General features: G+C 72.0%; 28 protein-coding genes and 1 riboswitch. Of the genes, 7 read left to right on the forward strand and 21 right to left on the reverse strand.

Annotation, left to right across the window (positions count from 1 at the left end; genetic code table 11):
* Nucleotides 1-61: 61 nt before the first annotated feature.
* From ACH41F_RS39200 to ACH41F_RS39230, 7 genes are read right to left on the reverse strand one after another with little or no spacing between them, the layout of a single operon-like run.
* Nucleotides 62-505, reverse strand: coding sequence for a PH domain-containing protein (locus ACH41F_RS39200; RefSeq protein WP_391240971.1), 444 nt, complete (start codon nt 503-505; stop codon nt 62-64).
* 12 nt (nt 506-517) lie between these two features.
* Entirely contained in the window at nt 518-1,375 is an 858-nt protein-coding gene (hisG, locus tag ACH41F_RS39205) for an ATP phosphoribosyltransferase (RefSeq protein ID WP_391240969.1), read from the reverse strand.
* Nucleotides 1,376-1,422: 47 nt separating this feature from the next.
* The gene (locus ACH41F_RS39210) at nt 1,423-1,695 is read right to left on the reverse strand and encodes a phosphoribosyl-ATP diphosphatase (RefSeq protein ID WP_171144228.1); all 273 of its coding nucleotides are present in this window, start codon (nt 1,693-1,695) and stop codon (nt 1,423-1,425) included.
* Nucleotides 1,696-1,729: 34 nt separating this feature from the next.
* Nucleotides 1,730-2,215: a 6,7-dimethyl-8-ribityllumazine synthase gene (gene ribH, locus ACH41F_RS39215; protein ID WP_391240965.1), complete on the reverse strand. Its 486-nt coding sequence runs from the start codon at nt 2,213-2,215 to the stop codon at nt 1,730-1,732.
* Nucleotides 2,216-2,240: 25 nt separating this feature from the next.
* Entirely contained in the window at nt 2,241-3,530 is a 1,290-nt protein-coding gene (locus ACH41F_RS39220; protein ID WP_398839649.1) for a bifunctional 3,4-dihydroxy-2-butanone-4-phosphate synthase/GTP cyclohydrolase II, read from the reverse strand.
* Nucleotides 3,527-4,168: a nicotinamide mononucleotide transporter gene (locus tag ACH41F_RS39225; protein ID WP_391240960.1), complete on the reverse strand. Its 642-nt coding sequence runs from the start codon at nt 4,166-4,168 to the stop codon at nt 3,527-3,529. The genes ACH41F_RS39220 and ACH41F_RS39225 overlap by 4 nt, the downstream gene beginning before the upstream one ends.
* Entirely contained in the window at nt 4,165-4,770 is a 606-nt protein-coding gene (locus tag ACH41F_RS39230) for a riboflavin synthase (RefSeq protein ID WP_391240958.1), read from the reverse strand. Before ACH41F_RS39230 ends, ACH41F_RS39225 begins: the two co-directional genes overlap by 4 nt.
* A 145-nt stretch (nt 4,771-4,915) precedes the next feature.
* Nucleotides 4,916-5,046, reverse strand: a riboswitch (FMN riboswitch).
* Between the two features lie 396 nt (nt 5,047-5,442).
* On the opposite strand from ACH41F_RS39230, the gene ACH41F_RS39235 reads away from it, so the two are divergent.
* On the forward strand, nt 5,443-6,186 hold the full coding sequence (locus ACH41F_RS39235; RefSeq protein WP_391240956.1) for an NAD(P)H-binding protein: 744 nt from the start codon (nt 5,443-5,445) through the stop codon (nt 6,184-6,186).
* 48 nt (nt 6,187-6,234) lie between these two features.
* On the opposite strand, the gene ACH41F_RS39240 is transcribed toward ACH41F_RS39235, so the two are convergent.
* The gene (locus ACH41F_RS39240) at nt 6,235-7,413 is read right to left on the reverse strand and encodes an ROK family protein (RefSeq protein WP_391240953.1); all 1,179 of its coding nucleotides are present in this window, start codon (nt 7,411-7,413) and stop codon (nt 6,235-6,237) included.
* A 118-nt stretch (nt 7,414-7,531) separates the two neighbouring features.
* On the opposite strand from ACH41F_RS39240, the gene ACH41F_RS39245 reads away from it, so the two are divergent.
* Nucleotides 7,532-8,743 carry an MFS transporter gene (locus tag ACH41F_RS39245; RefSeq protein WP_398839650.1) on the forward strand — a complete coding sequence of 404 codons (1,212 nt, stop codon included), beginning with the start codon at nt 7,532-7,534 and terminating at the stop codon, nt 8,741-8,743.
* On the opposite strand, the gene ACH41F_RS39250 is transcribed toward ACH41F_RS39245, so the two are convergent.
* Nucleotides 8,703-9,161 (reverse strand): thioesterase family protein, encoded by a 459-nt coding sequence (locus tag ACH41F_RS39250; RefSeq protein ID WP_391240947.1) that lies wholly within the window; start codon nt 9,159-9,161, stop codon nt 8,703-8,705. The genes ACH41F_RS39245 and ACH41F_RS39250 overlap by 41 nt on opposite strands.
* Before the next feature lie 145 nt (nt 9,162-9,306).
* On the opposite strand from ACH41F_RS39250, the gene ACH41F_RS39255 reads away from it, so the two are divergent.
* Entirely contained in the window at nt 9,307-10,701 is a 1,395-nt protein-coding gene (locus ACH41F_RS39255; RefSeq protein WP_398839651.1) for a uracil-xanthine permease family protein, read from the forward strand.
* On the opposite strand, the gene ACH41F_RS39260 is transcribed toward ACH41F_RS39255, so the two are convergent.
* On the reverse strand, nt 10,680-11,807 hold the full coding sequence (locus tag ACH41F_RS39260) for a glycoside hydrolase family 6 protein (RefSeq protein WP_398839667.1): 1,128 nt from the start codon (nt 11,805-11,807) through the stop codon (nt 10,680-10,682). The genes ACH41F_RS39255 and ACH41F_RS39260 overlap by 22 nt on opposite strands.
* Before the next feature lie 171 nt (nt 11,808-11,978).
* Here ACH41F_RS39260 and ACH41F_RS39265 point away from each other — a divergent pair, with 171 nt between their 5' ends.
* Nucleotides 11,979-12,665, forward strand: coding sequence for a DUF5995 family protein (locus ACH41F_RS39265; RefSeq protein WP_391240941.1), 687 nt, complete (start codon nt 11,979-11,981; stop codon nt 12,663-12,665).
* 54 nt (nt 12,666-12,719) lie between these two features.
* On the opposite strand, the gene ACH41F_RS39270 is transcribed toward ACH41F_RS39265, so the two are convergent.
* Nucleotides 12,720-13,316, reverse strand: coding sequence for a TetR/AcrR family transcriptional regulator (locus ACH41F_RS39270; protein WP_398839652.1), 597 nt, complete (start codon nt 13,314-13,316; stop codon nt 12,720-12,722).
* Nucleotides 13,317-13,478: 162 nt separating this feature from the next.
* On the opposite strand from ACH41F_RS39270, the gene ACH41F_RS39275 reads away from it, so the two are divergent.
* Nucleotides 13,479-14,405, forward strand: a complete 927-nt coding sequence (locus tag ACH41F_RS39275) for an alpha/beta hydrolase family protein (protein WP_398839668.1) — start codon at nt 13,479-13,481, stop codon at nt 14,403-14,405.
* Between the two features lie 12 nt (nt 14,406-14,417).
* Here ACH41F_RS39275 and ACH41F_RS39280 read toward each other — a convergent pair whose 3' ends face one another.
* Together ACH41F_RS39280 and ACH41F_RS39285 are read right to left on the reverse strand one after the other, a co-directional pair.
* Complete coding sequence (locus tag ACH41F_RS39280) at nt 14,418-16,118, reverse strand: flavin monoamine oxidase family protein (protein ID WP_398839653.1); 1,701 nt, start codon at nt 16,116-16,118, stop codon at nt 14,418-14,420.
* Between the two features lie 38 nt (nt 16,119-16,156).
* The gene (locus ACH41F_RS39285; RefSeq protein ID WP_391240932.1) at nt 16,157-16,945 is read right to left on the reverse strand and encodes a nitrilase-related carbon-nitrogen hydrolase; all 789 of its coding nucleotides are present in this window, start codon (nt 16,943-16,945) and stop codon (nt 16,157-16,159) included.
* Nucleotides 16,946-17,231: 286 nt separating this feature from the next.
* Between ACH41F_RS39285 and ACH41F_RS39290 the strand changes: the two genes are divergently transcribed.
* The gene (locus ACH41F_RS39290; protein ID WP_398839654.1) at nt 17,232-17,801 is read left to right on the forward strand and encodes a Repetin; all 570 of its coding nucleotides are present in this window, start codon (nt 17,232-17,234) and stop codon (nt 17,799-17,801) included.
* Here the strand turns inward: ACH41F_RS39290 and ACH41F_RS39295 are convergent.
* Nucleotides 17,770-18,972, reverse strand: a complete 1,203-nt coding sequence (locus ACH41F_RS39295) for an MFS transporter (RefSeq protein ID WP_398839655.1) — start codon at nt 18,970-18,972, stop codon at nt 17,770-17,772. The genes ACH41F_RS39290 and ACH41F_RS39295 overlap by 32 nt on opposite strands.
* Before the next feature lie 336 nt (nt 18,973-19,308).
* Here ACH41F_RS39295 and ACH41F_RS39300 point away from each other — a divergent pair, with 336 nt between their 5' ends.
* The gene (locus ACH41F_RS39300) at nt 19,309-19,755 is read left to right on the forward strand and encodes a hypothetical protein (protein ID WP_398839656.1); all 447 of its coding nucleotides are present in this window, start codon (nt 19,309-19,311) and stop codon (nt 19,753-19,755) included.
* Here the strand turns inward: ACH41F_RS39300 and ACH41F_RS39305 are convergent.
* The 7 genes from ACH41F_RS39305 to rpe all read right to left on the reverse strand — a co-directional run bounded on the left by ACH41F_RS39305 (nt 19,748) and on the right by rpe (nt 26,234).
* The gene (locus tag ACH41F_RS39305) at nt 19,748-20,200 is read right to left on the reverse strand and encodes an Lrp/AsnC family transcriptional regulator (RefSeq protein WP_359427279.1); all 453 of its coding nucleotides are present in this window, start codon (nt 20,198-20,200) and stop codon (nt 19,748-19,750) included. The two genes, ACH41F_RS39300 and ACH41F_RS39305, sit on opposite strands and share 8 nt — an antisense overlap.
* Before the next feature lie 42 nt (nt 20,201-20,242).
* Nucleotides 20,243-21,727: an amino acid transporter gene (locus tag ACH41F_RS39310; RefSeq protein WP_391240919.1), complete on the reverse strand. Its 1,485-nt coding sequence runs from the start codon at nt 21,725-21,727 to the stop codon at nt 20,243-20,245.
* 412 nt (nt 21,728-22,139) lie between these two features.
* Entirely contained in the window at nt 22,140-23,582 is a 1,443-nt protein-coding gene (locus ACH41F_RS39315) for a GuaB1 family IMP dehydrogenase-related protein (RefSeq protein ID WP_391241105.1), read from the reverse strand.
* Between the two features lie 107 nt (nt 23,583-23,689).
* Nucleotides 23,690-24,016, reverse strand: coding sequence for a barstar family protein (locus ACH41F_RS39320; protein WP_391240916.1), 327 nt, complete (start codon nt 24,014-24,016; stop codon nt 23,690-23,692).
* Nucleotides 24,013-24,384, reverse strand: coding sequence for a ribonuclease domain-containing protein (locus ACH41F_RS39325; RefSeq protein WP_391240913.1), 372 nt, complete (start codon nt 24,382-24,384; stop codon nt 24,013-24,015). Before ACH41F_RS39325 ends, ACH41F_RS39320 begins: the two co-directional genes overlap by 4 nt.
* Nucleotides 24,385-24,424: 40 nt before the next feature.
* Nucleotides 24,425-25,468, reverse strand: coding sequence for a sugar-binding domain-containing protein (locus ACH41F_RS39330; protein ID WP_391240911.1), 1,044 nt, complete (start codon nt 25,466-25,468; stop codon nt 24,425-24,427).
* A gap of 79 nt (nt 25,469-25,547) precedes the next feature.
* Nucleotides 25,548-26,234 (reverse strand): ribulose-phosphate 3-epimerase, encoded by a 687-nt coding sequence (gene rpe / locus ACH41F_RS39335; protein WP_391240908.1) that lies wholly within the window; start codon nt 26,232-26,234, stop codon nt 25,548-25,550.
* Nucleotides 26,235-26,315 lie beyond the last annotated feature (81 nt).

The following is a 26,315-nucleotide window of genomic DNA, read 5'->3' on the forward strand; positions in this document are numbered from 1 at the left end:
CATCAGCGGCGGAGGCGCCATGAGAACGCCTCCGCCACCAGATTAATCAAGACAGGGCCCTCTACGGCAGATCCCCCGGGCCGTGGGCCTCGACGAGCGCCCGCAGCGCGCGGGCGTCGGCGATGGCCTGCTGCTTGGCGATGCCGGGCTGGATGCCCAGGGCGGGCAGGCTGGTGCCGTCGCTGAGGTTGAGGAACACCCAGGGGTCGCCGGGGCGGAGGTTCACCTGGACGATCTCGGCCCAGGCCAGGCGCCGCCTGCCGGCGATGTTCACCACGGTGACACCGGACTCGTCGGCGACGACCTTCACCCGGGCCAGCAGCGCCAGCACACCGGCCAGCAGGGCCGCGGTGAGGACGAAGCTGAGGCGCTCGCCGGGGCCGAGCTTCTCCAGCAGCAGCGCGATCGCCGTGATGACCACGAAGAGCGCGACGGCCGCGCTGAGCAGGACGGCCCGGGTGCGGCCCGGCCGGAAGGTGACGGGAAGGGCGGGGAGTTCGGACATGGTGTGCGGCCCTCAGAGACGGCAGGCGTGGATGGCCGTCGTCAGGATGGCCCGCGCGCCGATGTCGTAGAGGTCGTCCATGATCCGCTGGGCCTCCTTGGCGGGGACCATCGCGCGGACGGCGACCCAGCCCTCGTTGTGCAGCGGGGAGACCGTGGGGGACTCCAGGCCCGGGGTGAGGGCGACGGCCTTCTCCAACTGCTCGACGCGGCAGTCGTAGTCCATCATCACGTAGGTCCGGGCCACCAGGACGCCCTGGAGGCGGCGCAGGAACTGCTGGACCTTGGGCTCGTTCTCCGAGGTGGTGTCGGCGCCGACACGGCGGATCACGACGGCCTCGGACTTCATGATCGGCTCGCCGAAGACCTCCAGACCCGCGTTGCGCAGCGAGGTGCCGGTCTCCACGACGTCCGCGATGACCTCGGCGACACCGAGCTCGATGGCGGTCTCGACGGCGCCGTCGAGGTGGACGACGGAGGCGTCGACGCCGCTGTCGGCGAGGTGGCCCTCGACGATGCCCTCGTAGGAGGTGGCGACGGTCTTGCCCTTGAGGTCCTGGACGCCGCTGGCGGTGCCGGGCTTGGCGGCGAAGCGGAAGGTGGAGCGGGCGAAGCCGAGCGGGAGGATCTCCTCGGCACTGGCGCCGGAGTCGATCAGCAGGTCGCGGCCGGTGATGCCGATGTCGAGGCGGCCGGAGGAGACGTAGATCGCGATGTCGCGGGGGCGGAGGTAGAAGAACTCGACCTCGTTCTCCGGGTCGACGATCCGCAGCTCCTTGGACTCCCGGCGCTGCTGGTAGCCGGCCTCATGCAGCATCTCCGCCGCAGGGCCTGACAGGGAACCCTTGTTGGGGACGGCGATGCGCAGCATGAGGTCGGCTTCCTTCGCGTGACGGGGTGGGTGCGGAACGGACGGATTCACAGGTGGGCGTAGACGTCGTCGAGCGAGATGCCGCGGGCGACCATCATCACCTGGACGTGGTACAGCAGCTGCGAGATCTCCTCGGCGGCCGCTTCCTTGCCCTCGTACTCGGCGGCCATCCACACCTCGGCGGCCTCTTCGACGACCTTCTTGCCGATGGCATGGACGCCCTTGCCGACCAGCTCAGCGGTGCGGGAAGTGGCGGGGTCGCCGGTGGCGGCCTTCTGCTGGAGCTCGGCGAAGAGCTCCTCGAACGTCTTATTGGACATGGTGCTGCCCACCCTAGCCGTTGTGCCGGCCGGCCTAATGCCACGGTTCAGATACTGAGCGGAGGGTGGCCGCCGTCGCCACCGCGGCGGTCACCGCCTCGTGCCCCTTGTCCTCGTTCGAGCCCTCGATGCCGGCCCGGTCCAGGGCCTGCTCCTCAGTGTCGCAGGTCAGCACGCCGAAGCCGATGGGGACACCGGTGTCGACGGAGACCTGGGTGAGGCCCTGGGTGACGCCCTGGCACACGTACTCGAAGTGGGGGGTGCCGCCGCGGATCACGACGCCGAGGGCGACGATCGCGTCGTAGCCCCGGCCCGCGAGGACCTTGGCGACGACCGGGAGTTCCCAGCTGCCGGGGACCCTCAGCAGGGTCGGCTCGTCGATGCCCAGGTCGTGCAGGGCGCGCAGGGCGCCGTCCACCAGACCGTCCATCACCTTCTCGTGCCACTGCGCCGCGATGACGGCGACCCGGAGGTCACCCACATTGCGTACGGACAGTTCGGGTGCGCCCTTGCCGCTCACGTTCTCTCGTCTCCTAGAGGTGCGATTACTGGTTCTTGCAGGTGGACACCGGTGCGGTGTCCAGCCAGGGCAGGTCGTGGCCCATCCGGTCCCGCTTGGTGCGCAGGTAGTGGAGGTTGTGCTCGCCCGCCTGTACCGGCATCGGCTCCCGGCCGGTGACCTTGAGCCCGTGCCGCAGCAGGGCCTCGGACTTGTCCGGGTTGTTGGTCATCAGGCGCACGCTGCGCACGCCGAGGTCCTCGAGGATCTGGGCGCCGGCGCCGTAGTCCCGGGCGTCGGCGGGCAGGCCGAGTTCGAGGTTGGCGTCGAGGGTGTCCCGGCCGCGCTCCTGGAGCTCGTAGGCGCGCAGCTTGGAGACCAGGCCGATGCCGCGTCCCTCGTGGCCGCGCAGATAGACCACCACTCCCCTGCCCGCGGCCTGGATGCGCTCCAGGGAGGCGTCCAGCTGGGGTCCGCAGTCGCAGCGGGCGGAGCCGAAGATGTCGCCGGTCAGGCACTCGGAGTGGACGCGCACCAGGACGTCCTCGCCGTCGCCGATCTCGCCGTGCACCAGGGCGACGTGCTCGACGCCGTCGACGGTGGAGCGATAGCCGAACGCCGTGAACTCGCCGTGGGAGGTGGGCAGATGGACCTCGGCCTCGCGGCGGACGGTGGGCTCGGCGTTGCGGCGGTAGGCGATCAGGTCCTCGATGGAGATGATCGTCAGGCCGTGCTTGCGGGCGAACGGGATCAGCTCGGGCAGCCGCAGCATCCGGCCGTCCTCACCGGCGATCTCGACGATGGCGCCGGCCGGGCGCAGCCCCGCGAGCCGGGCGAGGTCGACGGCGGCCTCGGTGTGGCCGTTGCGGGTCAGGACGCCGCCGGGCCTGGCGCGCAGCGGGAAGACGTGGCCGGGGCGGACGAAGTCGGTGGGCTCGGCGTTGCCGCCCGCCAGCAGCCGGAGCGTGGTGGCGCGGTCGGCGGCGGAGATGCCGGTGCTCACGCCGTGGGCGGCGGAGGCGTCCACGGAGACCGTGAACGCGGTCTTCATCGACTCGGTGTTGTCCTGGACCATCTGCGGCAGTTCGAGGCGCTCCAGCTCCTCGCCCTCCATGGGGGCGCAGATCAGACCACGGCACTCGCTCATCATGAAGGCGACGATCTCGGGGGTCGCCTTCTCGGCGGCGATGACGAGGTCGCCCTCGTTCTCCCGGTCCTCGTCGTCGACCACGACGATCGGACGGCCGGCGGCGATGTCGGCGATGGCCTGCTCGATCGGGTCGAGCGAGAGGTCTTCCAGGCCGTCGGTGCTGTACAGGATCGGTGCCGTACTCATGCCGGCGCTCCTTCCAGAGCGGGCCGCGTGCCCTGGCGGGAGCGCAGCCACCAGTCGCGCATGCCCCACAGGACGAGCGCGCCGTAGATGACGTAGACGAAGCCGGAGAAGGCGTAGCCGTTGGCGAAGTTCAGGGGGACGCCCACCAGGTCGACGAGGAGCCAGGCGAACCAGAACTCGACCATGCCGCGCGCCTGGGCGTACATGGCGACGATGGTGCCGACGAAGATGTAGGCGTCCGGCCAAGGGTCCCAGGACAGGCTCGGGTACGCCTTGAACAGCAGCGCCACCGCGACGGTGCCGGCGGCGGCCGCGCCCACCATCACCGCGCGCTCGGTCCAGGTGGCGAACCGCGGGGCGATGTGGCCGTCGCCGGTCTCGCCCTTCTTGCGGTTCCACTGCCACCAGCCGTACAGCGCGACGACCATGACGATGGCCTGCTTGCCCGCGCTGCCGGTCAGGTGGCCGTAGAAGGCGCCGAAGAGGATGAGGCCGGCCAGGAACTGCACGGGCCAGCTCCAGATGGAACGCCGCCAGCCAAGGGCCAGGGCGACCAGGCCGGTGATGTTGCCGATCATGTCGGACCAGAGGATGTGCTGGTCGAAGGCGGTGAACGCCTCGGTGTTCAGCCAGTTCACTGTGCCGCCCCCCGAGCGCTCGCGAGCAGCCGCTCCACGTACTTGGCGACGACGTCGACCTCGAGGTTGACCGGGTCGCCGGGCTGCTTGTGGCCGAGCGTGGTCAGGTCGAGGGTGGTGGGGATGAGGCTGACGGTGAAGTGGTCGGGGCCGGCGTCGACGACGGTGAGGCTGATGCCGTCGACGGTGATGGAGCCCTTCTCCACGACGTAGCGCGAGAGGTCCGCGGGGAGGGAGACCTTGACGATCTCCCAGTGCTCGGAGGGCGTGCGCTCCAGGACCCGGCCGGTGCCGTCGACATGGCCCTGCACGATGTGGCCGCCGAGACGGGCGCCGACGGCGGTGGGGCGTTCGAGGTTGACGCGCGAGCCGACGGCGAGGTCGCCCAGGCTGGAGCGCTTGAGGGTCTCGGCCATGACGTCGGCGGTGAACTCGTCGCCCTCGTGCTCGACGACGGTGAGGCAGACGCCGTTGACGGCGATGGAGTCACCGTGTTTCGCGCCCTCGGTGACCACGGGGCCGCGCAGACGGAAGCGACACGCGTCGCCGAGGTTCTCGACGGCGGTGACCTCGCCCAGCTCTTCGACGATTCCGGTGAACACGTCCCGGGTCCTCCTGCCACATCGGGGCACGGACTCCGGGGCTGTCGATGACGACAGAGTTCACGAGCAGGAGCACGGGGGCGACGCCGGACGAACCCGTCCGCGAGGACGGGTGAATACGACGACGCGCACGAATGCTCGCCCGCCGCGCACTGCCTCCCATCCGGACTTTAACCGTCGGTCCAGGAATTTCACCTGGTCAACCGGCCGCTGGAAGCGGTCGGGTCGCGGACTGTAACCGCCGGTTCGGACTTTCACCGACCCCGGAGTGCGCTGCTGCTGATACAGAGCCAGTGTGCCACGCCCGATCGGCGTCCATACGGGTGAGTGATGTGGGGTGGCTCACAGGTGTGGTCACTGGGCTTCTCAACCCGCCCGACCTGATGGAGTCTTTGGTCTAGTCCTTTTTGGATCTCCCTGGACCGGCCCGGCGGCGGTGACGACGGCCCTTGCCCGCCGCCGGGCCTCTCAACCGCGTTCATGGCGGCGGGGCGCGTCCGGCACGTGCGATCGGCGACGTGCGGGCGGCACTAGACCCGGACAGACTGGGGTCCGGGCGCGGCCGGCTCGGCTCCCTCCGGGGGACTGTCACATTTCACGGGGGCTGTTCCGTCTCACCTGGAGAGGGACGCTCCACCGGGGAGCGTCCGGAGTCCGAAGGAGCTGAACAGCATGGCCACGATCCTGGTGACCGGCGGTACCGGAACACTCGGCCGGCTCGTCGCCGAGCGGCTGCGGGCGGACGGGCACGAGGTGCGGGTGCTCAGCCGGCACGCCCAGCCGTACGCCGTCGACCTGCGCGAGGGCGGCGGCGCGCTGGACGCGGCCGTCGAGGGCGTGGACACGATCGTGCACTGCGCCTCCAGCCAGACCGGCGGGGACGAGAAGGCGGCCGCGCACCTGATCGCGGCGGCACGGCGGGCCGGGGTGGGACACCTGGTCTACATCTCGATCGTCGGCGTCGACCGGGTGCCGTTCCCCTACTACCGCGCCAAGCTCGCCGTGGAGAAGCAGATCGAGGCGTCCGGGCTGGGGTGGACCGTGCTGCGGGCGACCCAGTTCCACGACCTGCTCGTCATGATGCTCCAGGGGCTGTCCAAGTCGCCGGTGGTGCCGCTGCCCGCCGGGGTCTGCGACCAGCCCATCGAGGTGGCCGAGGTCGCCGACCGGCTGGCCGAGCTGGCGGCCTCGCCGCCCGCGGGACGCGTGGCGGACCTGGGCGGCCCCGAGGTGCGCACCTTCGACTCGCTCGCCCGCGCGTACCTCAAGGCGACCGGCCGCCGACGCGGCGTGGTGAACCTGCCGCTGTGGGGCAAGGCGTACCGCGCCTTCCGCGAGGGCGGCCACCTGACCCCGGAGCGGGCGGTGGGCAAGGGGACGTTCGAGGAGTATCTGGCCCGGCGCTTCGCGGGCTGAGAGGGGCGGGGCGGCGGCCGGGGCCGTGCCCCCGGACCGCATCCGCGATCAGCGATCGGCCGGGGTGAAGAGTTCGTCCTGGGCGTGGTCGCGGGCCGTCAGGAGGGCGCCGCGCAGGACCGCGTCGCCGCCGAGGACGCTCGGGCGGACCTCGGTCGGGAGCGGGGACATCCGGCGGACCCGGAGCGCCACCCGGTCGGCGAGGTCCGCGCCGCCCGCCCGGCCGACCTCGCCGCCGAGGACCACGCAGCCGGGGTCCAGGACGGCCACGACGGAGGAGACGCCCACGGCGAGCCGGTCGGCGAGGGCGTCCAGGAAGCCGTAGACCCCTTCGGCCACCGCGTTGCCCACCAGCGCCGCGGCCACCGGCTCGGCCCCGGACGCGGCGCCCCGCACCCCGTGTTGCCGGGCCAGTTCCGCGATCGCCGCCGAGCCGGCCAGCGAGTGGAAGCCTCCGTCGCAGCCGGTCGCCGAGGGCAGTCCCGAGGTGCCGGGCACCGGCAGGAAGCCGATCTCCCCGGTCCCCCCGGAGGCGCCTCGCCGCAGCACGCCGTCCAGGACGACCGCCGCCCCGGTGCCATGTCCGAGCCACAGCAGCACGAAGGTGTCCCGGTCATGCGCCGCGCCGTCGCGCTGCTCCGCCAGTGCCGCGAGGTTGGTCTCGTTCTCGACGTGGACGCGGGCCTTCGGGAGGCGTTCCTGGAGGACGGCGACCAGGCGGCGGTGCCAGGCGGGCAGGCCGGTCGAGTCGCGGAGTTCACCGGTGGCCGGGTCGATGAGGCCGGGGGCTCCGATGCCGACCGTGTGAAGGCGGTCCACGCCGGCCTCCTTCGCGGTCCGCTCGACCAGCGCCACCGCCTGCTCCACGGCCGGTCCGGTCCCGGTGTCGTCGCCGATCGGCACGGACGCCTCGGCCAGCGGGCGCCCCAGCAGGTCGGAGACGACGACCCGGACGCCCTCGGTGCGGACGTCGAGCGCGGCCAGGTGGGCGAGGTCCGCCACGATGCCGTACAGCTTCGCGTTCGGTCCGCGGCGCTGCTCGCCGGACTCCCCGACCACCTCGATCAGGTCGGCGGCGATGAGGCGTTCGACCAGGTCGGCGACGGTGGGCCGGGACAGTCCGGTCAGCTGCTTCAGTTGTCCCGCCGTCAGCGGGCCCTCCTGCTGGAGCAGGCGCAGGGCGAGCCGGTCGTTGATGACCCGGGCGGTGCTGGGGGATGCGGGCATGCCGGGATCCTTCCAGATCGGCCGGACCCCGAGGGCGGCCTCGTAGCGACTATCTATCAGGCAGGGACCCTGATAGTTTACGTCGCCGATGGCCCGGAGACCGCGAAGGGGCGGGAGCATGAGTGCAGTGCAGTACGACCAAGGGCAGGTGAGGCGCGCCCGGTACGCCGTCGCGGCCGTCTTCGCCGTGCACGGCGCCGTCACCGGGTCGTTCGCGACACGCGTCCCCTGGATCCAGGACCATGCCTCGGTCAGCGCCGGGCAGCTGGGCCTCGCCCTCGCCTTCCCCGCCCTCGGCGCCTCCCTGGCGATGCCGCTGGCCGGCAGTGTCAGCCACCGCTTCGGCGCACGCAACGCGCTGCGCGGGCTGATCGCCCTGTGGACGCTCTCCCTGGTCCTGCCGGCCCTCGCCCCGAATCTGGCGACCCTGTGCCTGGCCCTGTTCGTCTACGGCGCGACGGCCGGCATGGCCGACGTGGCGATGAACGCGCTCGGCGTCGAGGTCGAGAACCGGCTCGGCCGGTCGATCATGTCCGGCCTGCACGGCCTGTGGAGCGCGGGCGCCCTGGTCGGCTCGGCGGCCGGCACGCTCGCCGCCCACCTGGGCTCGGACGCCCGGGTGCACCACGCGCTGGCGGCGGGCGTGCTGACCTTCCTCGGTCTGCTGGCCTGTCGCTGGGTGCTGGACCTCCAGCCCACCGAGGACGAGGAGCCCCCGCCGCGGTTCGCGCTGCCGCCGAGGTCCGCGCTGCTCATCGGTGCCGTCGGGTTCTGCGCGGTCTTCGCGGAGGGCGCGAGCCTGGACTGGTCGGCGGTGTATCTGCGGGACCAGCTGGAGGCCTCGGCGGGACTCGCGGCGGCGTGCACGACCGGCTTCACCCTCACCATGGCGATCGCGCGGATCGCCGGCGACCGGATCGTGGACCGCTTCGGCTCGGTGCGCACGGTGCGGGCCGGCGGGGTGCTGGCGGTGCTCGGCGGGGTGCTCATCGTCGTGGCGAGGAACCCCGCGATGGCGATGTCCGGCTTCGCGCTCATGGGGCTCGGCATCGCGGTGGTGGTCCCGCTGTGCTTCGCCGCCGCGGGCCGCAGCGGCGCCAATCCCAGCCTGGCCATCGCGGGCGTCGCGACGATCACGTACACCTCGGGGCTCATCGCCCCGAGCGCGATCGGCACCATCGCCCAGGCGACCAGCCTGCTGGTGTCGTTCGTGCTGGTGACCGTGCTGGCGAGCGGGCTGGTGGCCTTCGCCGGTGTGCTGCGTGCCGGTGACCGCGACCGCCCGAAGGTCAGCCGTCCGGCCGCAGCAGTGCCCGACCGGCGGCCCTGAACCGTTCGCTCCACGGCGCCGGACGCATCGTCCCGGGGTCCAGCCGGACCAGGACACGGGTGCCCCGCGCGTAGGTCACGGAGCCGTCCCGCGAGCAGAACCGGAAGCCGTACGTCAGGCCGGTGGTGCCGAGCCGCTCCAGCCACAGGTGGACGGCGTAGGCGCCGGCCCGGGTGACCGGGGCCTCGTAGCTGATCCGGAGTTCCTTGACCGCGTTGCAGGCGTCACCGGCCGCGACCCAGTCGCCGTCGAAGTGGATGCCGTGCTCCTGCCACAGCTCGGTCCAGGCCTGCTCGACCTTGAGCGGGTAGCGGGCGTTGTGCAGCAGTCCGAGGGCGTCCAGGTCGTCGAAGTGGACGGTGACGGGGATCAGCCGGCCGTGGTGCAGGGCGGTGGACGGGGGCGCTTCGACGGTCACGGGTGGTGCTCCAGGGGGGTACGGCAGAGACACCCCCACCTTGGGCGGGCGCTCGGCCGGATCCCCGACCCGGGGCGGTGACCTGGGCGGATCTCCCTGACAATGGTCCGGACATCCGCACGTACGACGAAAGCGAAACCGCACCATGGATCTTGGCGTCGGCTGGAAACTGCACGGCGACGGACGCGTCCCGGCGCCCGGAGCGGTGGTCCGCCCCGACGAGCGGCTGTCCTGGCCGCGCACGGTCGGCCTCGGCGCGCAGCATGTGGTGGCGATGTTCGGGGCGTCCTTCGTGGCGCCGGTCCTGATGGGCCTGGACCCCAACCTCGCGATCATGATGTCCGGCGTCGCGACCGTGATCTTCCTGCTCGCCACCCGCGGCCGGGTGCCGAGCTACCTCGGCTGCTCGCTGTCCTTCGTGGGCGTGGCCGCCGTCATCCGCGCGCAGGGCGGTACGAGCGCCACGGTGACCGGGGCGGTCTTCGCCGTCGGCGTCGCGCTGTTCCTGGTCGGTGTCGCCGTGCAGAGGTTCGGGGCGCGGATCATCCACGCGGCGATGCCGCCGATCGTCACCGGCGCGGTGGTCATGCTGATCGGCTTCAACCTGGCGCCGGTGACCGCCTCCACGTACTGGCCGCAGGACCAGTGGACGGCCCTGCTGGTGATGGTGTTCACCGGTCTGGCGGTCGTCTGTCTGCGTGGCTTCTGGTCCCGGATCGCTATCTTCCTCGGGCTGGTCCTCGGCTACGGCGTCTCCTGGGCCTTCGACCGGATCTTCGGCCGCATCCACTCCGTCGACGCGAGCGGCAGGCTCACCGACCACTGGCGCCTGGACCTCTCCGCAGTCGGCCGGGCCGACTGGATCGGGCTGCCGAGCTTCCACGGCCCGTCCTTCGAGTGGTCGGCCATCCTGGTCGCGCTGCCCGTCGTCATCGCCCTGGTCGCCGAGAACGCCGGGCATGTGAAGGCGGTCGGCGAGATGACCGGGGACTCGCTGGACGACCGGCTCGGCACCGCGATCTCGGCCGACGGCGTCGGCTCGATGCTGTCCACCGCGCTCGGCGGGCCGCCCAACACCACGTACTCCGAGAACATCGGCGTGATGGCCGCGACCCGCGTCTACTCGACGGCCGCCTACTGGGCCGCCGCCGGCTTCGCGCTCCTGTTCGGCCTGTGCCCCAAGTTCGGCGCGGTCGTCGCCGCGATCCCCGGCGGAGTCCTCGGCGGCATCACCGTCATCCTCTACGGCATGATCGGCCTGCTCGGCGCGCAGATCTGGATCAACGCCAAGGTGGACCTGCGCAATCCGCTCAACCTGGTGCCGGCCGCGGCGGGCATCATCATCGGCGTCGGCGACGTGACGATGAAGTTCACGGACACCTTCTCGCTGAGCGGCATCGCGCTGGGCACGCTGGTCGTCATCACCGGCTACCACGCGCTGCGGGCCTTCGCCCCGGCCCACCTCAGGACGCAGAGGCCGCTGCTGGACGAGGGCACCTCGGCCTACGACTCCGACGACTACGACGACGCCAAGTCGTAGGCGTAGGAGGGGGTGAACGTGCCCGGCGCGCCCTTGCAGCCGTCCGACTCCCCCGGCAGCTTCACCCACAGGTAGCCGTCGATGCGTGGCTCGCCGGTGTCCAGGGTCGGGGCCCGGCCGATCTTGCGGCCGGCCGGGTCGCACCACTCGCCGTCGGCGGGGGCGCCGGCGCCGTTGCGGCTGGTGTCGATGACCGCGCCGAGGCCCGCCGGGCCCCGCAGGGCGGCGAGGACCTGTCGGTCGTAAACGATCTCGTCGGCGGTGCGGTGGAAGTTGGAGACGTTGCTGAAGACGCCGTCGGAGGAGGCCGCGTCGGCGGCGCCCGCCTGCCGGAGCAGTTCCGCCTGTCTGGTCGCGGGGTGCCAGCCGGAGTGGCCGGCGTCGAAGTAGACCCGGGCCCTGGGGTCGGCCTCCTTCAGGACACGCCCCGCGCGGGCCAACGAGGCGAACCGGTCGGCGCGTTGAGCGGTGGACAGGCACTCGGACTGGGCGATCGCGTCGGGTTCCAGGATCACCACGACCTCGCCGGAGCCGAGCCCCGCGGCGAACCGGTCGATCCAGGCGTCGTAGGCGTCGAGGTCCGGCGCCCCGCCCTGGGAGGCCCCGCCGCAGTCGCGGTCCGGGATCGCGTACGCCACGACCACCGGCACCCGGCCCTGCGCCGCGCCCCCGGAGGTGACCGCGCGCACGCGTGCCGTGATGGTCGACGGGGTGTGGTCGGCGAACCAGACGGCCGCCGGCTGGTCGGCGATGCGGGACGCGATGACGTCCTGGCGCGGGTCGCCGGGGTGGGCGCGGACCCAGTCGAGGACCTGGGAGGCGGGGTGGCGGTAGAGCCGGGTGGGGGCCGCGGCGGTCCGCTGCTTCTTCTCGGTCCTCGTCGGTGGGGGCGAGGGGCTCGCGGTCCTCTTCTTCTTCGGCGAGGCGGACGCGGAGGCCGGCCCGGTGGCCGAGGGGGACGGCGTCGGCGGGGGCGGCTGGAGCTCCAGGGTCGGGGACCCCGTCACCTCCGGGCGTGCCTCGTCGGAGCCTCGCCGGTCGTCGAACGCCGAGACCATCCCGGTCGCGGTGGCCACGGCGACCACGACGGAGGCCGCGGCGACCATGCCGCTGCGGCGTGCGGCACGCCTGCGCTCGGCCTTGCGTTCGGCCAGGCGGTGCGCACGTGAGCCCGCCACCAGTGAACCCCTCCCCCTTCGGCGGGCGCGTTCCCCCGTTCTGGGGAAGCGTCGGGCCCGCCGGTGCTCCGGCCACCCTAGGCCTGGGACCCTGCCTGCATGTCGCAGTTGGAACAGTTCGTCACTCCGGTGGACACCGTCGTCTCCCGGATGCGCGCCCTGGACGAGGCGCTTCCGCCACGGGACGGGATCGCGGTGTTCAACCGCGTCTACCTCGCCGTCACCGAGGCGGTCGACCGGGGCATCGACGCCGGCCGGTTCACGGACGCGCGGGCGGCGATCACGCTGGACGTACGGTTCGCCGAGCGGTACTTGCGGGCCGTCGAGGTGGCGGCGGTCGAGCACCGCCCGCCCGCGTGCTGGCGGCCCCTGTTCCAGTACCGCCGCCATCCCGGCGTACGTCCGCTGCAGTTCGCTCTCGCGGGCATCAACGCGCACATCGGGCACGATCTCGCGCTGGCGGTGGTGGACACCTGCCGTACGCTCGGCTGCGAACCCGTGGACGTGGAGGACGAGTTCGACCGCGTGGGCGATCTCCTCGTGTCGCTGGAGGAGCGCATCCGCGAAGAACTGATGCCGGGCCCCGACCTCCTCCAGATCGCCGACCCGCTCACCCATCTGCTCGGCGCGTGGAGCCTGGAGCGCGCCCGGGAGGCCACCTGGACGGCCGCCCGGGCCCTGTGGGCGCTGCGCGGACTGCCCGACGTGGCCGAGGAGTTCACGCAGCGGCTGGACACCGCGGTCGGCTTCGCGGGACGGATGCTGCTGACGCCGCTGCCGGACTGACCCGGCTCCGTCGCGGAACCGGGCCCGGTCGGCGTGGCGCCCGGGCCGGGCGGTTCAGGGCGACGGCGGGACCCGCAGTCCCCGCAGGAGCAGGGCGACCAGGCGGCGCGGGTCGTAGGGGCGGTCGCCGCCCCGTCCGATGCACAGGTTGCCGATGCCGCGCATCAGTTCGTAGGCCTCGATGTCGGAGTCGATCTCGCCGGCCTCCGCGGCCGCGTCCAGCAGTCGGGTGCAGACGGGCACCAGGCGGTCCAGGAAGTAGGCGTGCAGGGCGTCGAAGCCGCCGCTGTCCGACTGCAGGGCGTTGGCGAGGCCGTGCTTGGTGACCAGGAAGTCGACGAACAGGTCGGCCCATCGGCCGAGCGCCTCCGAGGGCGAGTCGGCCTCGGCGAGCAGCCGCGGACCGGCCTCGGCGCAGGCCTCGACCTGGTGGCGGTAGACGGCGACGACGAGATCGGCCCGGGTGGGGAAGTGCCGGTAGATCGTCCCGAGCCCGACCCCCGCCCTGGCCGCGATCTCCCGGATCGGCGCGTCGACGCCGGAGGTGACGAAGACGTCCGCCGCGGCGGCGAGCAGCGTCTGCTGGTTGCGCTGCGCATCGGCCCGCTTGCTCCGGGGCGACGCCGCCCCGGGCTGGTCTCCAGTGGGCACCGTGCTGTCCTTCCGACGGCGTTGACGTCAGGCGTGGCCTCGGCCGGGCATGGCCGTCAGCCAGGGACGACCTTAGCCGTTGACCAAACGGAACAGTGTTCCGTATATTAAACGGAACAGTGTTCCGCTTTCAGCTCCGGCTGAAGCCGAAGGAGATCAGTCATCGTGAACGCACCCGTCCTCTCCGTCAGCCCGATCGTGCTGCCCGCCCCGGGCCGCGCCGTGGACCTCCAGGTCCGGGTCTCCGCGCCCGTCACCGGAGGCGACCTGCCGGTCCTCCTCCTGTCGCACGGCCAGGGCCACTCGAACCACCTCTCCTCCCTGAACGGCTACGCGCCCCTCGCCCACCACTGGGCGGCACAGGGCTTCGTGGTGATCCAGCCGACCCACCTGAGCTCGCGGTCGCTGCGCCTGGACCCCGACACCCCGGGGGCGCCCCTGTTCTGGCGGTCCCGCGCCGAGGACATGTCCCGCGTCCTCGACGGACTCGACCTCGTCGAGGAGGCCGTGCCCCAGCTGCGCGGGCGGGTGGACCGCGAGAAGGTCGCGGTGGCCGGGCACTCCATGGGCGGGCACACCGCGAGCATGCTGCTGGGCACCCGGGTCACCGACCCGCTCGACGGCACGGTGGTGGACCTGACCGAGCCCCGGATCACGGCGGGTGTGCTGCTCGCGGCGCCGGGCGGGGGCGGTGACTCCGTCACCGACTTCGTGGCCGAGAACTACGCGTTCATGGCCGGTCCGGACTTCTCCGGGATGCGCGCACCGGCCCTGGTGGTCATCGGCGACAAGGACGCCGCCACGCATCTGACCGTCCGGGGCCCGGAGTGGTTCCGGGACCCCTACGACCTCTCCCCCGGCCCCAAGTCGCTGCTCACCCTCTTCGACGCCGAGCACGGCCTCGGCGGGGTCTCCGGGTACGACGTCGCCGAGACCACCGACGAGAACCCCGACCGGGTCGCCCTCGTCCAGCGGCTCACCACCGCCTACCTCCGCAGCACGCTCCACCCCGGGGACCCCGCGTGGCGAACGGCGTGCGAGGCGCTGGCAGCCGCTCCCGACCCGCTCGGCAGGGTCGAGAGCAAGTAGGCCGCACAGCGGCTAGTCCTCCGGGAGTTCGACCGGCGCGATCTCGTCGTAGACGTCACCAGGACCCGGGTTCGTCGCGTCCGTCGCCCCGCCGAAGTGGTGCATGACGCCCCACACCGCGTTGAGGGCGGTCTGGATCGCCCCCTCGGCCCAGCCGGCCGTCCAGGAGATGTCGTCGCCGGCGAGGAAGATGCCCCGCTTGTCCTCGGGCAGCCGGTCCTGCATGAAGTGGGTGAACAGGCGCCGCTGGTAGCGGTAGTGGCCCGGCAGGTTGGCCTTGAACGCGCCCATGAAGTAGGGCTCGTTCTCCCAGGAGACGGTGACCGGGTTGCCGATGATGTGGCTGCGGACGTCGACCTTCGGGTAGATCTCCCCCAGCGACTTCAGCATGACCTCCATCCGCTCGTTCGCGGACAGCGGCAGCCACTTCAGGCTGTCGTCGCACCAGGTGTACGACAGGCAGATGACGGCCGGCTTGTCAGGGCCGTCATCGAGGAGGTAAGTCCCGCGCGTCATACGGTCGGTGAGGGTCATCGACATGACGTCCCGCCCGGTCTCCTCGTCCTTGTCCAGCCAGAACGGCCGGTCCACGGGCACGAAGAGCTTGCTGGACTCCATGTAGTGCGTGCGCTCGATCGCCGTCCAGTGGTCGATCGGGAAGAGCGAGTCGTCGCAGGCGATCTTCGACAGCAGCATCCAGGACTGGGCGGTGAAGATCGCCGCCCGGTAGGTGCGGATGTCGCCGTTCGCGTCGGTGACCGTGATCCGGTTGCCGGCCGTGCGGTGCAGCCGGGTCACGGCGGGGCGGGGCTCGCCGTTCACGTGCAGCTCGGCCAGCGAGGTGCCGTGGGGCCAGTGGACGATCTTCTCCGGCGCGCGCTCCCACAGCCGGAGCGGCAGCTGCTGGGAGCCGCCGACGATGCCGCGGTGGTGGTCGTCGGCCTCGGTGTAGACGACCCGCAGGATCTCCAGGATGGAGTTGGGGAAGTCGGTGTCCCAGCCACCGGTGCCGAAGCCGACCTGGCCGAAGATCTCGCGGTGCCGGAAGGACCGGAAGGCCTCGGAGTCGCAGAGGAAGCCGTAGAAGGTCTGGTTGTCGAGCTTCTCGACGAGCTTCGCCCAGATCTCGCGGATGCGCGGCACGTCCCGCTCGCGCATGGCCTGGTTCATGTCGGAGAAGTCGGCGCCCTCCTCCAGGCACTTGTTCCAGGCGGCGGCGACGTCACGGTAGACCTGCGGCAGGTCCTCGATCGTCTCGGCGTAGTGCGACTCGCCCTTGAGGTCGACGACCGTCGAAGGGGTCGCCTCCGCGAGGGGGTTGGGGAAGGGGCGGGTCTCGAGTCCGACCAGGTCGATGTAGTGCTGGAGGGCGGTGGAGGAGGGCGGGAAGCGCATCGCGCCCATCTCGGCGCTCAGTCCCTCGGTGCCCGGGCCGTCGAAGCCCACGGTCCGCAGCCGGCCGCCGATCTGGTCGGCCTCGTAGACGACCGGCTTCAGGCCCATCTTCATCAGCTCGTACGCGGCCACGACGCCGGACAGGCCGCCGCCGATCACAGCGACCTCGCTGCCGTGCTCGGTCGCCGGTATCTGGCCGAGACCCGCGGGGTGGGCGAGGAAGTCGTCGTACGCGTACGGGAAGTCCGGGCCGAACATGGTGATCGGCGGCTGCTGCTCGTCGGCGTGCTGGACGGCGTTGGGCACCGTGGACGTCATGGGGTACGGACTCCTTGCGACAACAGGGAAAGGGGGCTTCAGACCAGGGACCCGTAGAGACCGGGGCGGCGGTCCGTCAGATACGGGTTCGCCTCGCGGGAGGCGGCGACGAAGGCGGGGTCGGCGTCCGCGAACACCAGCTCCTCACCGCGTCCGGCGCGGGTGCGGGCCACCCCGTCGGGGCCGGCGAGGGTGGAGAGGCCGACGAACTCGAACTCCCCTTCCCTGCCGACCCGGTTGACGTACGCCACGTACATCTGGTTCTCGAAGGCGCGCACCGGGATCATCGACTCGGCGACGAACTGGAAGGGGTGCATCTGCGCGGTCGGGACGACCAGCAGGTCGGTGCCCGCGAGGGCGTGGGCGCGGACGTTCTCCGGGAACTCGACGTCGTAGCAGATCATGAGGCCGACGCGGACGCCGTCGAGTTCCGTCTGCACGACCGGCTGCTCGCCCGGTGTGAAGTGGTCGCGCTCGAAGCAGCCGAAGAGGTGCGTCTTGCGGTAGTTGGCGAGGCGGTCGCCCGTGGCCGAGATCAGCTGCGCCGAGTTGAAGACCGCGTCGCCGGAGCGCTCCGGGTAGCCGTACGCCAGGGCGATGCCGTGCCGCGCGGCGATCTCCGCGACCGCGTCCGCGCTGTCGCCGTCGGCGGGCTCGGCGAGGCGGGCGATGTCGTCGCCGATCGCGTACCCCGTCAGGAACATCTCCGGCGCGGCCAGCAGCCCGGCACCCGCGGCGGCGGCCCGGCCCGCGGCCTCGTCGAGGACCTTGAGGTTCCCGTCGACCGAGCCGGGGCGGCCGGAGCTCTGGAGCAGGGCGGTACGCATGCGTGTCCTCACCGGGGCGAAAGGGTGGATGTGGGGGCCATGTAGACGGTACGGGCGGCTGACCAGGGCGGACAAGAAGGAGCCGTTGCGCGCTGGTGAGCGGTTTGTTGCGTCGGTGCCGGGCGCTGCGGCGATTCGTTGCGTACCCGCGCGTCCCCCTGCGGGCGTACACGGCAGGGGCGGGCGCGACCCGGGGCGCACCCGGAGTGCCGACCGTGGCGCGATGCCCGGGGGGCGCGGCCCCAGGACAGTGGTGAGCGTCCCGCATCCCACGGAGAGGACGGTCATGAACCGTCGTACCAGGATCACTGTGCTCGGTGCCGCGCTGCTTCTCTGCACGGGGGCCGCCGCCTCCGCGACCGCCGCGGACGGGCGGGCGGAGCGCACCGCCCCGCGTGCCGCGTCCGAGGTGAGACCCCGGGAGGCCGCCGTCCTCACCGGCACCGCCAAGCTGTACCGCTCCGCCGGTGACGACATCACCTTCTCCTTCGACGCGCACCTCGCGGCCGGTGACAACACCGACCCGATGAAGGCGACCGGCACCTTCGCGTGGAGCCACCACGTCAACGGTCGTGGCGCCTGGGCGAAGGCGACCGTGGACTGTCTGCTCACCGGCGGCAAGGTGGCCGTGGTGTCCGGCGTCGTCACCGACACCGACCTGCCGGGCGCCAAGGGCACCCGGGTCGGCGTCACCGTGCACGACACCGGCCACCGCGACCGGCTCGGCTACAGCTGGGCGGCGACCGAGGGCCTGGGCCCCAAGGACCTGCCGAAGTGCGTGAGTTCGGCCCCGTTCGAGAAGGTCAAACAGGGCACGGGCGACTTCACGGTCGTGCCGTGGCAGCCCGACCTCTAGCCGACGCCAGCACCAGCGCCGTCAGCAGATAGGGCACCGCGAGCACCACGAACACGGTGCTGTGCGCCGCGACCGTGCCGAGCAGGGCGTACGCGCCGAACGTGGCGACCGTGACCAGCTCGGTGCCCAGGCTCGCCAGGGAGGTGAGGGTGGCGCGGCGGGCGTCGTCGATACGGTGCTGGAGGCGGACGTCGGCGAGCACCTCGGCCAGCTGGAACCCGCCGAAGGCGAGGCCGACGAGCACGATCCCGGCCGGTGTCCGGACCGCGGCGCCGACCGCCAGGGCCCCCGCGGAGGCCGCGAGCAGCCAGGCCGTACCGGTCGTGCCCAGGCGTTCGGCCGGTCCGGTCAGCAGGCTCGCGACCGTGACGAGCGTCCACACGAGCAGGATCAGGGCGGGCACCGAGGCCTTTGCCACCCCGGTGTCGCGGATCAGGAGCGGGGTGTACTCGTCGAGCGCGCCCCACACCGCGGCGACGGCCGGGATCAGCAGCAGGGCCCCCCGTACGGAACGGTCTCGGCGCGCCTCGGCGAGGCCGGCCCGCAGGGTGGCCGCCCAGCCGTCGCCCCCGCCCTCCGGCCGCGTCCGGTGTTCCGGGAGGCGGGTCGCCAGCACGGCGGCCAGCAGACAGGCCAGCACACTGCCCGCGCCCACGGCCGCGTAGCCGCCGAGCGCGAACACCGGCCCGGCGAGCCCGATCGCCGCCATGGTGGCCAGCAGCCGCGCCGCCCGCACACGCCCCATCACGCGCGCGTACCGGTCGGCGGCCCCGAGCCGGTCCAGTTCGTCGTAGGCCAGCGCCTCCAGCGAGCCGGAGCACAGCGCGCCGCCGACGCCCCACAGGACGAAACCGAGCGCGAAGGCCCCGTACGACGGGACGAGCACCCAGAGGGCGAACCCGACCGCGTTGAACAGCGGGCCGACCCACAGCAGCAGCCGTCGGGAGACCGCGTCGGCGAGGGCGCCGGAGGGGACCTCCAGCACGACGGCGGTGATCGACCACAGGGCGAACAGGGAGGAGATCTGCCAGAGCGACATGCCGGTGTCCGCGAACAGCAGCGCGTACACCGGGTAGAGCAGGACGAAGTCGTCGAGGAACGTGTAGCCGTACAGCGTGGCCGTCAGCCGGCGGACGCCGGTCGTGGGCACGCGTGCGGGTGAGAGTGTCATGAGGCCTTCCCGGAAGGACGGTGCGGACGTCGTCGGTACGGCGTCCGAGGCGGTCCTCGGGAGGCACGGCTGGTGGATCAATGTCGCCAGGTCATGGCATCGATGGTAGACACCTCGCGGCCCGCTGCCCAGCGAATTCCTGACGGCGGCGATCACCCGGTGCACCCTGCCCTGACGACGGCACGGGGTGGGTCCTGGCCCTCGACGGGCACGTCAGGGAGCCGGTCGCGGCGGGCGCACGGGCGACCACTACTGTTCGGACCCGGTGGACTCCACCGTGCACGACCCGCTGGACGACGACGCGCCGACCGCAGGACGGCCGGCCTAGGAGGTCAGATGGAGATCGCCGCGCTCCCCCACATCGACGAGCACGCCACGGTGGCCGCGGCGCCGGCGGAGGCCGTGCGGCGCGCCGTCGGGGAGGTCCTGGACCGTTCCCTCGGCTCCGGGCTGGGCCGCCTGCTGGGCTGCGCCGACCGCACGTCGTCCGGACCCCGGCCGCCGGCCGAGGGGTCGACGTTCCCCGGCTTCCGGGTGGTCCGCGCGGCGCCCGGAGGGGAGCTGGTGCTGGTCGGACGCCACCACTTCTCGACGTACGCCCTGATCTTCCGCTGGGAGGAGGCCGCCGCGGGCGGCACCCGGCTGCGGGCCGAGACCCGGGCCAGGTTCCCCGGGCCCGGGGGCGCCCTCTACCGGCTGCTCCTCATGCGCACCGGTGCGCATGCCGTCGCCACCGGGCGGCTGCTGGCGGCGATCCGCGAACGGGCCGAGCGGCTCAGGTAGGCGAGCCGGACGAGAACCGCCGCAGCAGCGGGGACAGCACCAGCACCGACTTGGTGCGCTCCACGAAGGGCTCGCCCGCGATCCGTTCCAGGACCCGCTCGAAGTGCCGCATGTCGGAGGCGAAGACCTGCACGACCGCGTCCGCGTCCCCGGTGACGGTGGACGCGGCCACGACCTCCTGGTAGCGCTCCAGGCCCCGCCGGATGGTGTCCGGCGAGGTGTTGTGCCGGCAGTAGATCTCGACGAACCCCTCGGTCTCCCAGCCGAGGGCCGACGGGTCGACCCGGACCGTGAAGCCGGTGATGGCCCCGGTGGCGCGCAGCCGGTCCACGCGCCGCTTCACGGCGGGCGCGGAGAGGCCGACGATCTGCCCGATGTCCGCGTAGGAGCGGCGGGCGTCCTCGGCGAGGGCGTGGACGATGCGTTCGTCGAGATCGTTGAGCACGGTGGGTGGATCAGCTCTCAGGTGTGGCGAGACGGGAGCGTCTCAGTTGTCGCGGGACGGGAGCGTCTCAGGCGTTGCCAGACGGGAACGGCGATGGCCGTACACGAAGTAGAACACGAGCCCGGCCGCCATCCAGACCCCGAAGACCACCCAGGTGACGGCGGACAGGCTGCCCATCATCCAGACGCAGAAGCCGAGCCCCAGCGCGGGCAGCACCGGCGACAGCGGCACCCGGAAGGTGCGGGGCATGTCGGGCCGGGTCCGGCGCAGCACCACGACCGCGATGTTGACCAGACCGAAGGCGAAGAGGGTGCCGATGCTGGTGGCGTCCGCGAGCTGCCCCAGCGGGATCGCGGCGGCCAGGACCCCGCAGAACAGGGAGACGATGACCGTGTTGACGCGGGGCGTGCCGGTCTTCTGGTGCACCCGCGAGAACGCCTTGGGCACGAGCCCGTCCCGGGACATCGCGAAGAGGATCCGGGTCTGGCCGTAGAGCACGGTCAGGACCACGCTCGCGATGGCGATGACCGCGCAGAACGCCAGCAGGGTGCCCCAGAAGGCCTGTCCGGTCACGTCGCGCATGATCTGGGCGAGCGCGGCCTCGGAGTCCCCGAACCGCTGCCAGGGCTTGGCACCGACCGCGACGGCCGCGACGAGGACGTACAGCGCCGTCACGATGACCAGCGACAGCATGATCGCGCGCGGCAGGTCGCGCTGGGCGTTCTTCGCCTCCTCACCGGCGGTGGAGGCGGCGTCGAAGCCGATGTAGGAGAAGAACAGCGTGGCGCCGGCCGCGCTCACGCCCGCCATGCCGAGCGGCATGAAGTGGTCGTAGTTGCCGGAGCGGAAGCCCTGGACGCCGATGGCGCAGAACAGCACCAGCGCGGCGATCTTCACGATGACCATGACGGTGTTGGCCCGCGCGGACTCCCGGGCACCGCCCAGCAGGAAGGCCATGGCGAGCAGGACGACGATCAGCGCCGGGAGGTTGAAGACCCCGCCGTCGCCGGGCGGTGCGGACAGGGCGTCCGGGATGGTGACGCCGAGGGTCCCGTCGAGCAGTTCGTTGAGGTACTCGCCCCAGCCGACGGCGACGGCGGCGACCGAGACGCCGTACTCCAGGATCAGACACCAGCCGCAGACCCAGGCGACCAGCTCACCCATCGTTGCGTACGCATACGAGTACGAGGACCCCGAGACCGGGATCGTGCCGGCCAGCTCGGCGTAGGACAGGGCCGAGAACAGCGCCGTCAGACCCGCGATCACGAAGGACAGGGTGACCGCCGGTCCGGCCTTGGGCACGGCCTCCCCGAGCACCACGAAGATGCCGGTGCCGAGCGTGGCACCGATGCTGATCATGGTCAGCTGCCAGAGTCCGAGGGACCGGCGCAGACTGCCGCCCTCGCCCTGGCCACCCTCGGCCACCAGGCGTTCCACGGGCTTGCGCCGCATCAGACGGGCGCCGAGCCCGGGGGACGCCGATCCGGTCCCGGTGCGCTGTTGCGGGGGTGCGCCTTGGTCGAGCACGCGCTGACTCCTTCGTCACTGCCTGAGGGCGGCGGGGGCCGGCGGCGCACCTGCGCGAGGCAGGAACCCACCGAGCGGGGTCCCCGCCACGCTACGTACAGCGCATGACCCTACGAGCCAGGGCATCGCGGTCGTAATGCAGCAACCTTGCGCGTGTCCGCAAGTTCGTTGCGTTCGTGGCGAGGGGACGGGTGTTCGTTGCACAAGGGCTTTCGGAGTGTTGCGCCGGGCCTGGTCAGGGCAGGTTTCACGGCCGATCCCGGCCGGTCGACGACCGGGACGGGCTCGGTCCCGATGCCGGTCGGCGGGCCCTCCGGGCGAACGACGGAATCCCGACGACAGGGTCAGTGGCGCGGCAGCGCGCACGGCCCCCGGTTCTTCGACGGGGGCCGTGTGCGACGCGGGCGGTGCCTCAGCTCCAGCTGGCGTGCAGCGCCTTGCCCTCGGCGTAGCCGGCGGCGCTCTGGATGCCGACGACGGCCTTCTCCGCGAACTCCTCCAGAGAGCCCGCACCGGCGTAGGTGCAGGAGGAGCGGACGCCCGCGATGATCGAGTCGATCAGGTCCTCGACACCCGGCCGGGCCGGGTCGAGGAACATCCGGGAGGTGGAGATGCCCTCCTCGAACAGCGCCTTGCGGGCCCGGTCGTACGCCGACTCCTCCGAGGTGCGGTTGCGCACCGCACGCGCGGACGCCATGCCGAAGGACTCCTTGTACAGGCGCCCGCTCGCGTCCTGCTGGAGGTCGCCCGGCGACTCGTAGGTGCCCGCGAACCAGGAGCCGATCATCACGTTGGACGCGCCCGCGGCCAGCGCCATGGCGACATCGCGCGGGTGCCGGACACCGCCGTCGGCCCACACGTGCTTGCCGTACTTCTTCGCCTCGGCCGCGCACTCCAGGACCGCCGAGAACTGCGGCCGGCCCACACCGGTCATCATGCGGGTGGTGCACATGGCACCGGGGCCCACGCCGACCTTGATGATGTCCGCGCCGGCCTCGACGAGGTCCCGCACACCCTCGGCGGCCACGATGTTGCCGGCCACGATCGGCACCTGCGGGTCGAGCGCGCGGACCACCTTGATCGCGCTGATCATCGACTCCTGGTGGCCGTGCGCCGTGTCGATGACGAGCGTGTCCACGCCCGCGTCGAGCAGCTGCTTGGCCTTGCCGGCCACGTCGCCGTTGATGCCGACGGCGGCGGCGATCCGCAGCTTGCCGTGCGCGTCCACGGCGGGCGTGTACAGCGTGGCGCGCAGGGCGCCCTTGCGGGTGAGGATGCCGGCGAGTGTGCCGTCGCGGCCGACGGCGGGCGCGTAGCGGCGGTTGGCCGCGTCGAGCCGGTTGAACGCCTCGCGCGGGTCGATGTCGGCGTCCAGGAGCAGCAGGTCGCGCGACATCACGACCTCCAGCTGCGTGAAGCGGTCGACGCCGGTCAGATCCGCGTCGGTGACGACACCGACGGGCCGGCCGTCCCCGTCGACGACGACACCGGCGTTGTGCGCCCGCTTGGGCAGCAGCGCGAGGGCGTCGGCGACGGTCTGGTGCGGGGCCAGCACGATCGGGGTGTCCAGGACGTGGTGGCGGCTCTTGACCCAGGTCACGACCTCGGTGACGACCTCGATCGGGATGTCCTGCGGAATGACCACCAGGCCACCGCGGCGGGCCACCGTCTCGGCCATCCGGCGCCCGGCGATGGCGGTCATGTTGGCGACGACCAGCGGGATCGTGGTGCCCGTGCCGTCCGGGGAGCTGAGGTCCACACCCTGACGCGAACCGACCGCGCTGCGGCTCGGGACCATGAAGACGTCGTCGTACGTCAGGTCGTACGGGGGCTGGATGTCGTTGAGGAAACGCACGTGCTGCACATCCCAGTCGTTCAGAGGTGGCCCCCGGACAGGTCAGCCAGGGGGAAGAGCACGTACTTCATTGTCCCATGTCGACCGGAATGCCATGCCCCGGCAGATCATCCAGGCAGGTCAGAGGGCCCTTGGGACGATCCTCCAAGGGCGAGCGCGACCGTGAGCGCCACCGCTCCGGCGAACACCTCGCACGCGGTCTCCCACTCCTCCGGCCGCGCCTCGGCGTACGCCCGCCAGTTCCGTACGACGACCAGCGGCTCCTGCTCGGTGGCGCCCCGCGGCCACAGGCCGGGGTCGGACAGGACGTCGGCCAGGGCGTCCCAGTTACGGCCGAACCAGTCCGGCAGCCCCAGGTCCCGCGCGCAGCGGTCCATCAGTCCCGACTTGTCCGAGACCCCCGCGAGGTCCACCGCGATCACGGTCTGTGTCATCTCAGCACCGCCCTGAACGAGTCGTAGTGATCGTCGGTGTAGTAGGTCTCCCCGCCCTCCCCCGTGACGATGCGCCGGGCCCCGCGGTCGCGCGAGCCGGGGGTGGGGACGGTGTACTCGTGGTAGTAACCGCGCTGGTGCGCGGGCAGCAGCCGCTCGAGGTTGCCGAAGACGCTGCCGTCCTTGCGGTACGGGAACGGGCCGCCCGCGTCGATGAGCCGGAGCGTCTCGCGGGCCTGGGCGGGCAGCCGGGCCTCCTGGACGGTGGCCAGGTCGCCGACCCACGCGGGACGGTCGTCGCCGGTGGCCGAGCAGCCGGCCAGCAGCAGTACACACAGAAGCACCCGGGAGACACACCGCGACAGCATGCTTCCCACGCTGCCACGGCCGCCCCCGCATGACCTTCCGTCAGGGTCCGTCCGGGTCGGACCTGTTCAGCGCCGGCCTCGGCGTCGAACCCGTCGTCATCAGCACGTCCGCGGCCTGGGTGTCCGTGACCAGGCTGGTGACCAGCCCGGACCGCAGCACCGCGTCGATCGCGGACGCCTTGCGCGCCCCGCCCGCGATCGCGACGACCTCGGGGACACGGCGGAGCTGGTCGGCCTTGACGGTGATGCACCGCTCGCCGAGGTCCCGGCCCACCCGGCGCCCCTCGCCGTCGAAGAGGTGCGCGGACATCTCGGCGGCGACACCGAGCGAGGCGTAGTGCGCGCGCTCCTCGTCGCTGAGCATGTCGTGGACCGTGGAGATGCCCGGCTCCCAGGACCCGATGGAGACACAGGCGACCGTGACCTTGTCGAAGTACTCGAAGGCCCGGGCGATCCCGGTCTGGTTGCGCAGCGCGGCCGCGGTGGCCGCGTCCGGCAGCAGCATGGGCGCGTAGATCGGGTGGGCGTCGCCGCCCGAGACCTGAGCGGCCCGGCGTACCGCCTCCACCGAACCGCGCTCGGCGGTCCCGGCGTCGTAGACCCCCGTCAGCTGCACCACCGTGCACGGGGGCAGCCGGTCGAGGGCCGCCGCCATGTGGATGGTGGACCGGCCCCAGGCCAGGCCCAGCACATCGCCCTCGTTGACCAGCTCGCCGAGCAGGTCGGCGGCCGTCTCCCCGAGGTTCTCGGGGTCGGGCGAGTCCTCGGCCTCGGCCGGCGACTCCACCACGACGGCGTGCCTGAGGCCGTACCGGGCGCGCAGCGCGTCCGAGCGCTCGGCGTCCAGCTCGGCCGGCACCCGGATCTCGATGCGTACGAGATCCCGCTCGAGGGCCGTCTCCAGAACCCGGGCCACCTTGAAGCGGCTGACGCCGAACTCCTCGGCGATCTGGATCTTGGACTTGCCCTCGAGGTAGAAGCGGCGGGCCATCGCCGCCGCCTGCACCAGCTCAGCGGGTCCCATCCGCATGGCTGACCGGCCCGCCGACATACCCGACACGGCCATCTCCTCACTGCTGTTCACACTCTGGATTCGCCGTTCATCCTTGCAGATCCGGCGGACTTGATCAGGCCCTGCAGAAAGCCGTTCACGTTCCCGTGGCTCAGTGGCCGCACGCCCAGGACGCCTTGGCGGTGGCCGAGTCCGCCTGGGTGCGTAGTGCGCGTACCGCCTCGGCCGGGTCGGACGCGTTGTAGACGGCGGAGCCCGCGACGAAGACATCGGCCCCGGCGTCGGCGCACTGCTCGATGGTGGAGGCCGAGACTCCGCCGTCGACCTGGAGCCAGAGGTCGAGGCCGTGCTTGCTGATCAACTCGCGGGTGCGGCGAATCTTGGGGAGCATGATGTCGAGGAACGCCTGTCCCCCGAAGCCCGGCTCCACCGTCATGATCAGCAGCATGTCGAGCTCGGGGAGCAGATCCTCGTACGGTTCGATCGGCGTCGCCGGCCTGAGCGCCATGGCCGCGCGGGCGCCCTTGGCCCGGATCTCCCGGGCGAGCCGGACCGGGGCGGCGGCCGCCTCGACGTGGAAGGTGACGGAACCGGCCCCCGCCTCGACGTACTGGGGCGCCCACCGATCGGGGGCCTCGATCATCAGATGACAGTCCAGCGGAGTGTCCGTCGCACGGGCCAGAGACTCTACGACCGGCACCCCGAGCGTGAGGTTCGGGACGAAATGGTTGTCCATGACGTCGACGTGGAGCCAGTCGGCTCCCTGCACCGCCTTCGCCTCGTCCGCGAGGCGGGCGAAGTCTGCGGACAGGATGCTGGGGTTGATCTGCGCGGCCATGACCCAAGCCTGCCATGCCCTGGGGGGGGTTGGCCGCACGGGTACCGGATGGGTACGGTCTTTTGTCCGGTGCGGGCCGTA

The organism is Streptomyces sp. NPDC020489, assembly GCF_044386545.1.
GTDB lineage: Bacteria > Actinomycetota > Actinomycetes > Streptomycetales > Streptomycetaceae > Streptomyces.

Excerpts from the sequence above, each read along its gene's own strand:
- ACH41F_RS39235 (WP_391240956.1), top strand. The coding sequence starts at position 5,443 with ATGGCCACGATCCTGGTGACCGGCGGTACCGGAACACTCGGCCGGCTC.
- ACH41F_RS39210 (WP_171144228.1), bottom strand. The coding sequence starts at position 1,695 with ATGTCCAATAAGACGTTCGAGGAGCTCTTCGCCGAGCTCCAGCAGAAG.
- ACH41F_RS39265 (WP_391240941.1), top strand. The coding sequence starts at position 11,979 with ATGTCGCAGTTGGAACAGTTCGTCACTCCGGTGGACACCGTCGTCTCC.
- ACH41F_RS39280 (WP_398839653.1), bottom strand. The coding sequence starts at position 16,118 with ATGACGTCCACGGTGCCCAACGCCGTCCAGCACGCCGACGAGCAGCAG.
- ACH41F_RS39240 (WP_391240953.1), bottom strand. The coding sequence starts at position 7,413 with ATGCCCGCATCCCCCAGCACCGCCCGGGTCATCAACGACCGGCTCGCC.
- ACH41F_RS39295 (WP_398839655.1), bottom strand. The coding sequence starts at position 18,972 with ATGACACTCTCACCCGCACGCGTGCCCACGACCGGCGTCCGCCGGCTG.
- ACH41F_RS39290 (WP_398839654.1), top strand. The coding sequence starts at position 17,232 with ATGAACCGTCGTACCAGGATCACTGTGCTCGGTGCCGCGCTGCTTCTC.
- ACH41F_RS39260 (WP_398839667.1), bottom strand. The coding sequence starts at position 11,807 with ATGGTCGCCGCGGCCTCCGTCGTGGTCGCCGTGGCCACCGCGACCGGG.
- ACH41F_RS39285 (WP_391240932.1), bottom strand. The coding sequence starts at position 16,945 with ATGCGTACCGCCCTGCTCCAGAGCTCCGGCCGCCCCGGCTCGGTCGAC.
- ACH41F_RS39320 (WP_391240916.1), bottom strand. The coding sequence starts at position 24,016 with ATGACACAGACCGTGATCGCGGTGGACCTCGCGGGGGTCTCGGACAAG.
- ACH41F_RS39245 (WP_398839650.1), top strand. The coding sequence starts at position 7,532 with ATGAGTGCAGTGCAGTACGACCAAGGGCAGGTGAGGCGCGCCCGGTAC.
- ACH41F_RS39220 (WP_398839649.1), bottom strand. The coding sequence starts at position 3,530 with ATGAGTACGGCACCGATCCTGTACAGCACCGACGGCCTGGAAGACCTC.
- ACH41F_RS39325 (WP_391240913.1), bottom strand. The coding sequence starts at position 24,384 with ATGCTGTCGCGGTGTGTCTCCCGGGTGCTTCTGTGTGTACTGCTGCTG.
- ACH41F_RS39200 (WP_391240971.1), bottom strand. The coding sequence starts at position 505 with ATGTCCGAACTCCCCGCCCTTCCCGTCACCTTCCGGCCGGGCCGCACC.
- rpe (WP_391240908.1), bottom strand. The coding sequence starts at position 26,234 with ATGGCCGCGCAGATCAACCCCAGCATCCTGTCCGCAGACTTCGCCCGC.
- ACH41F_RS39300 (WP_398839656.1), top strand. The coding sequence starts at position 19,309 with ATGGAGATCGCCGCGCTCCCCCACATCGACGAGCACGCCACGGTGGCC.
- hisG (WP_391240969.1), bottom strand. The coding sequence starts at position 1,375 with ATGCTGCGCATCGCCGTCCCCAACAAGGGTTCCCTGTCAGGCCCTGCG.
- ACH41F_RS39255 (WP_398839651.1), top strand. The coding sequence starts at position 9,307 with ATGGATCTTGGCGTCGGCTGGAAACTGCACGGCGACGGACGCGTCCCG.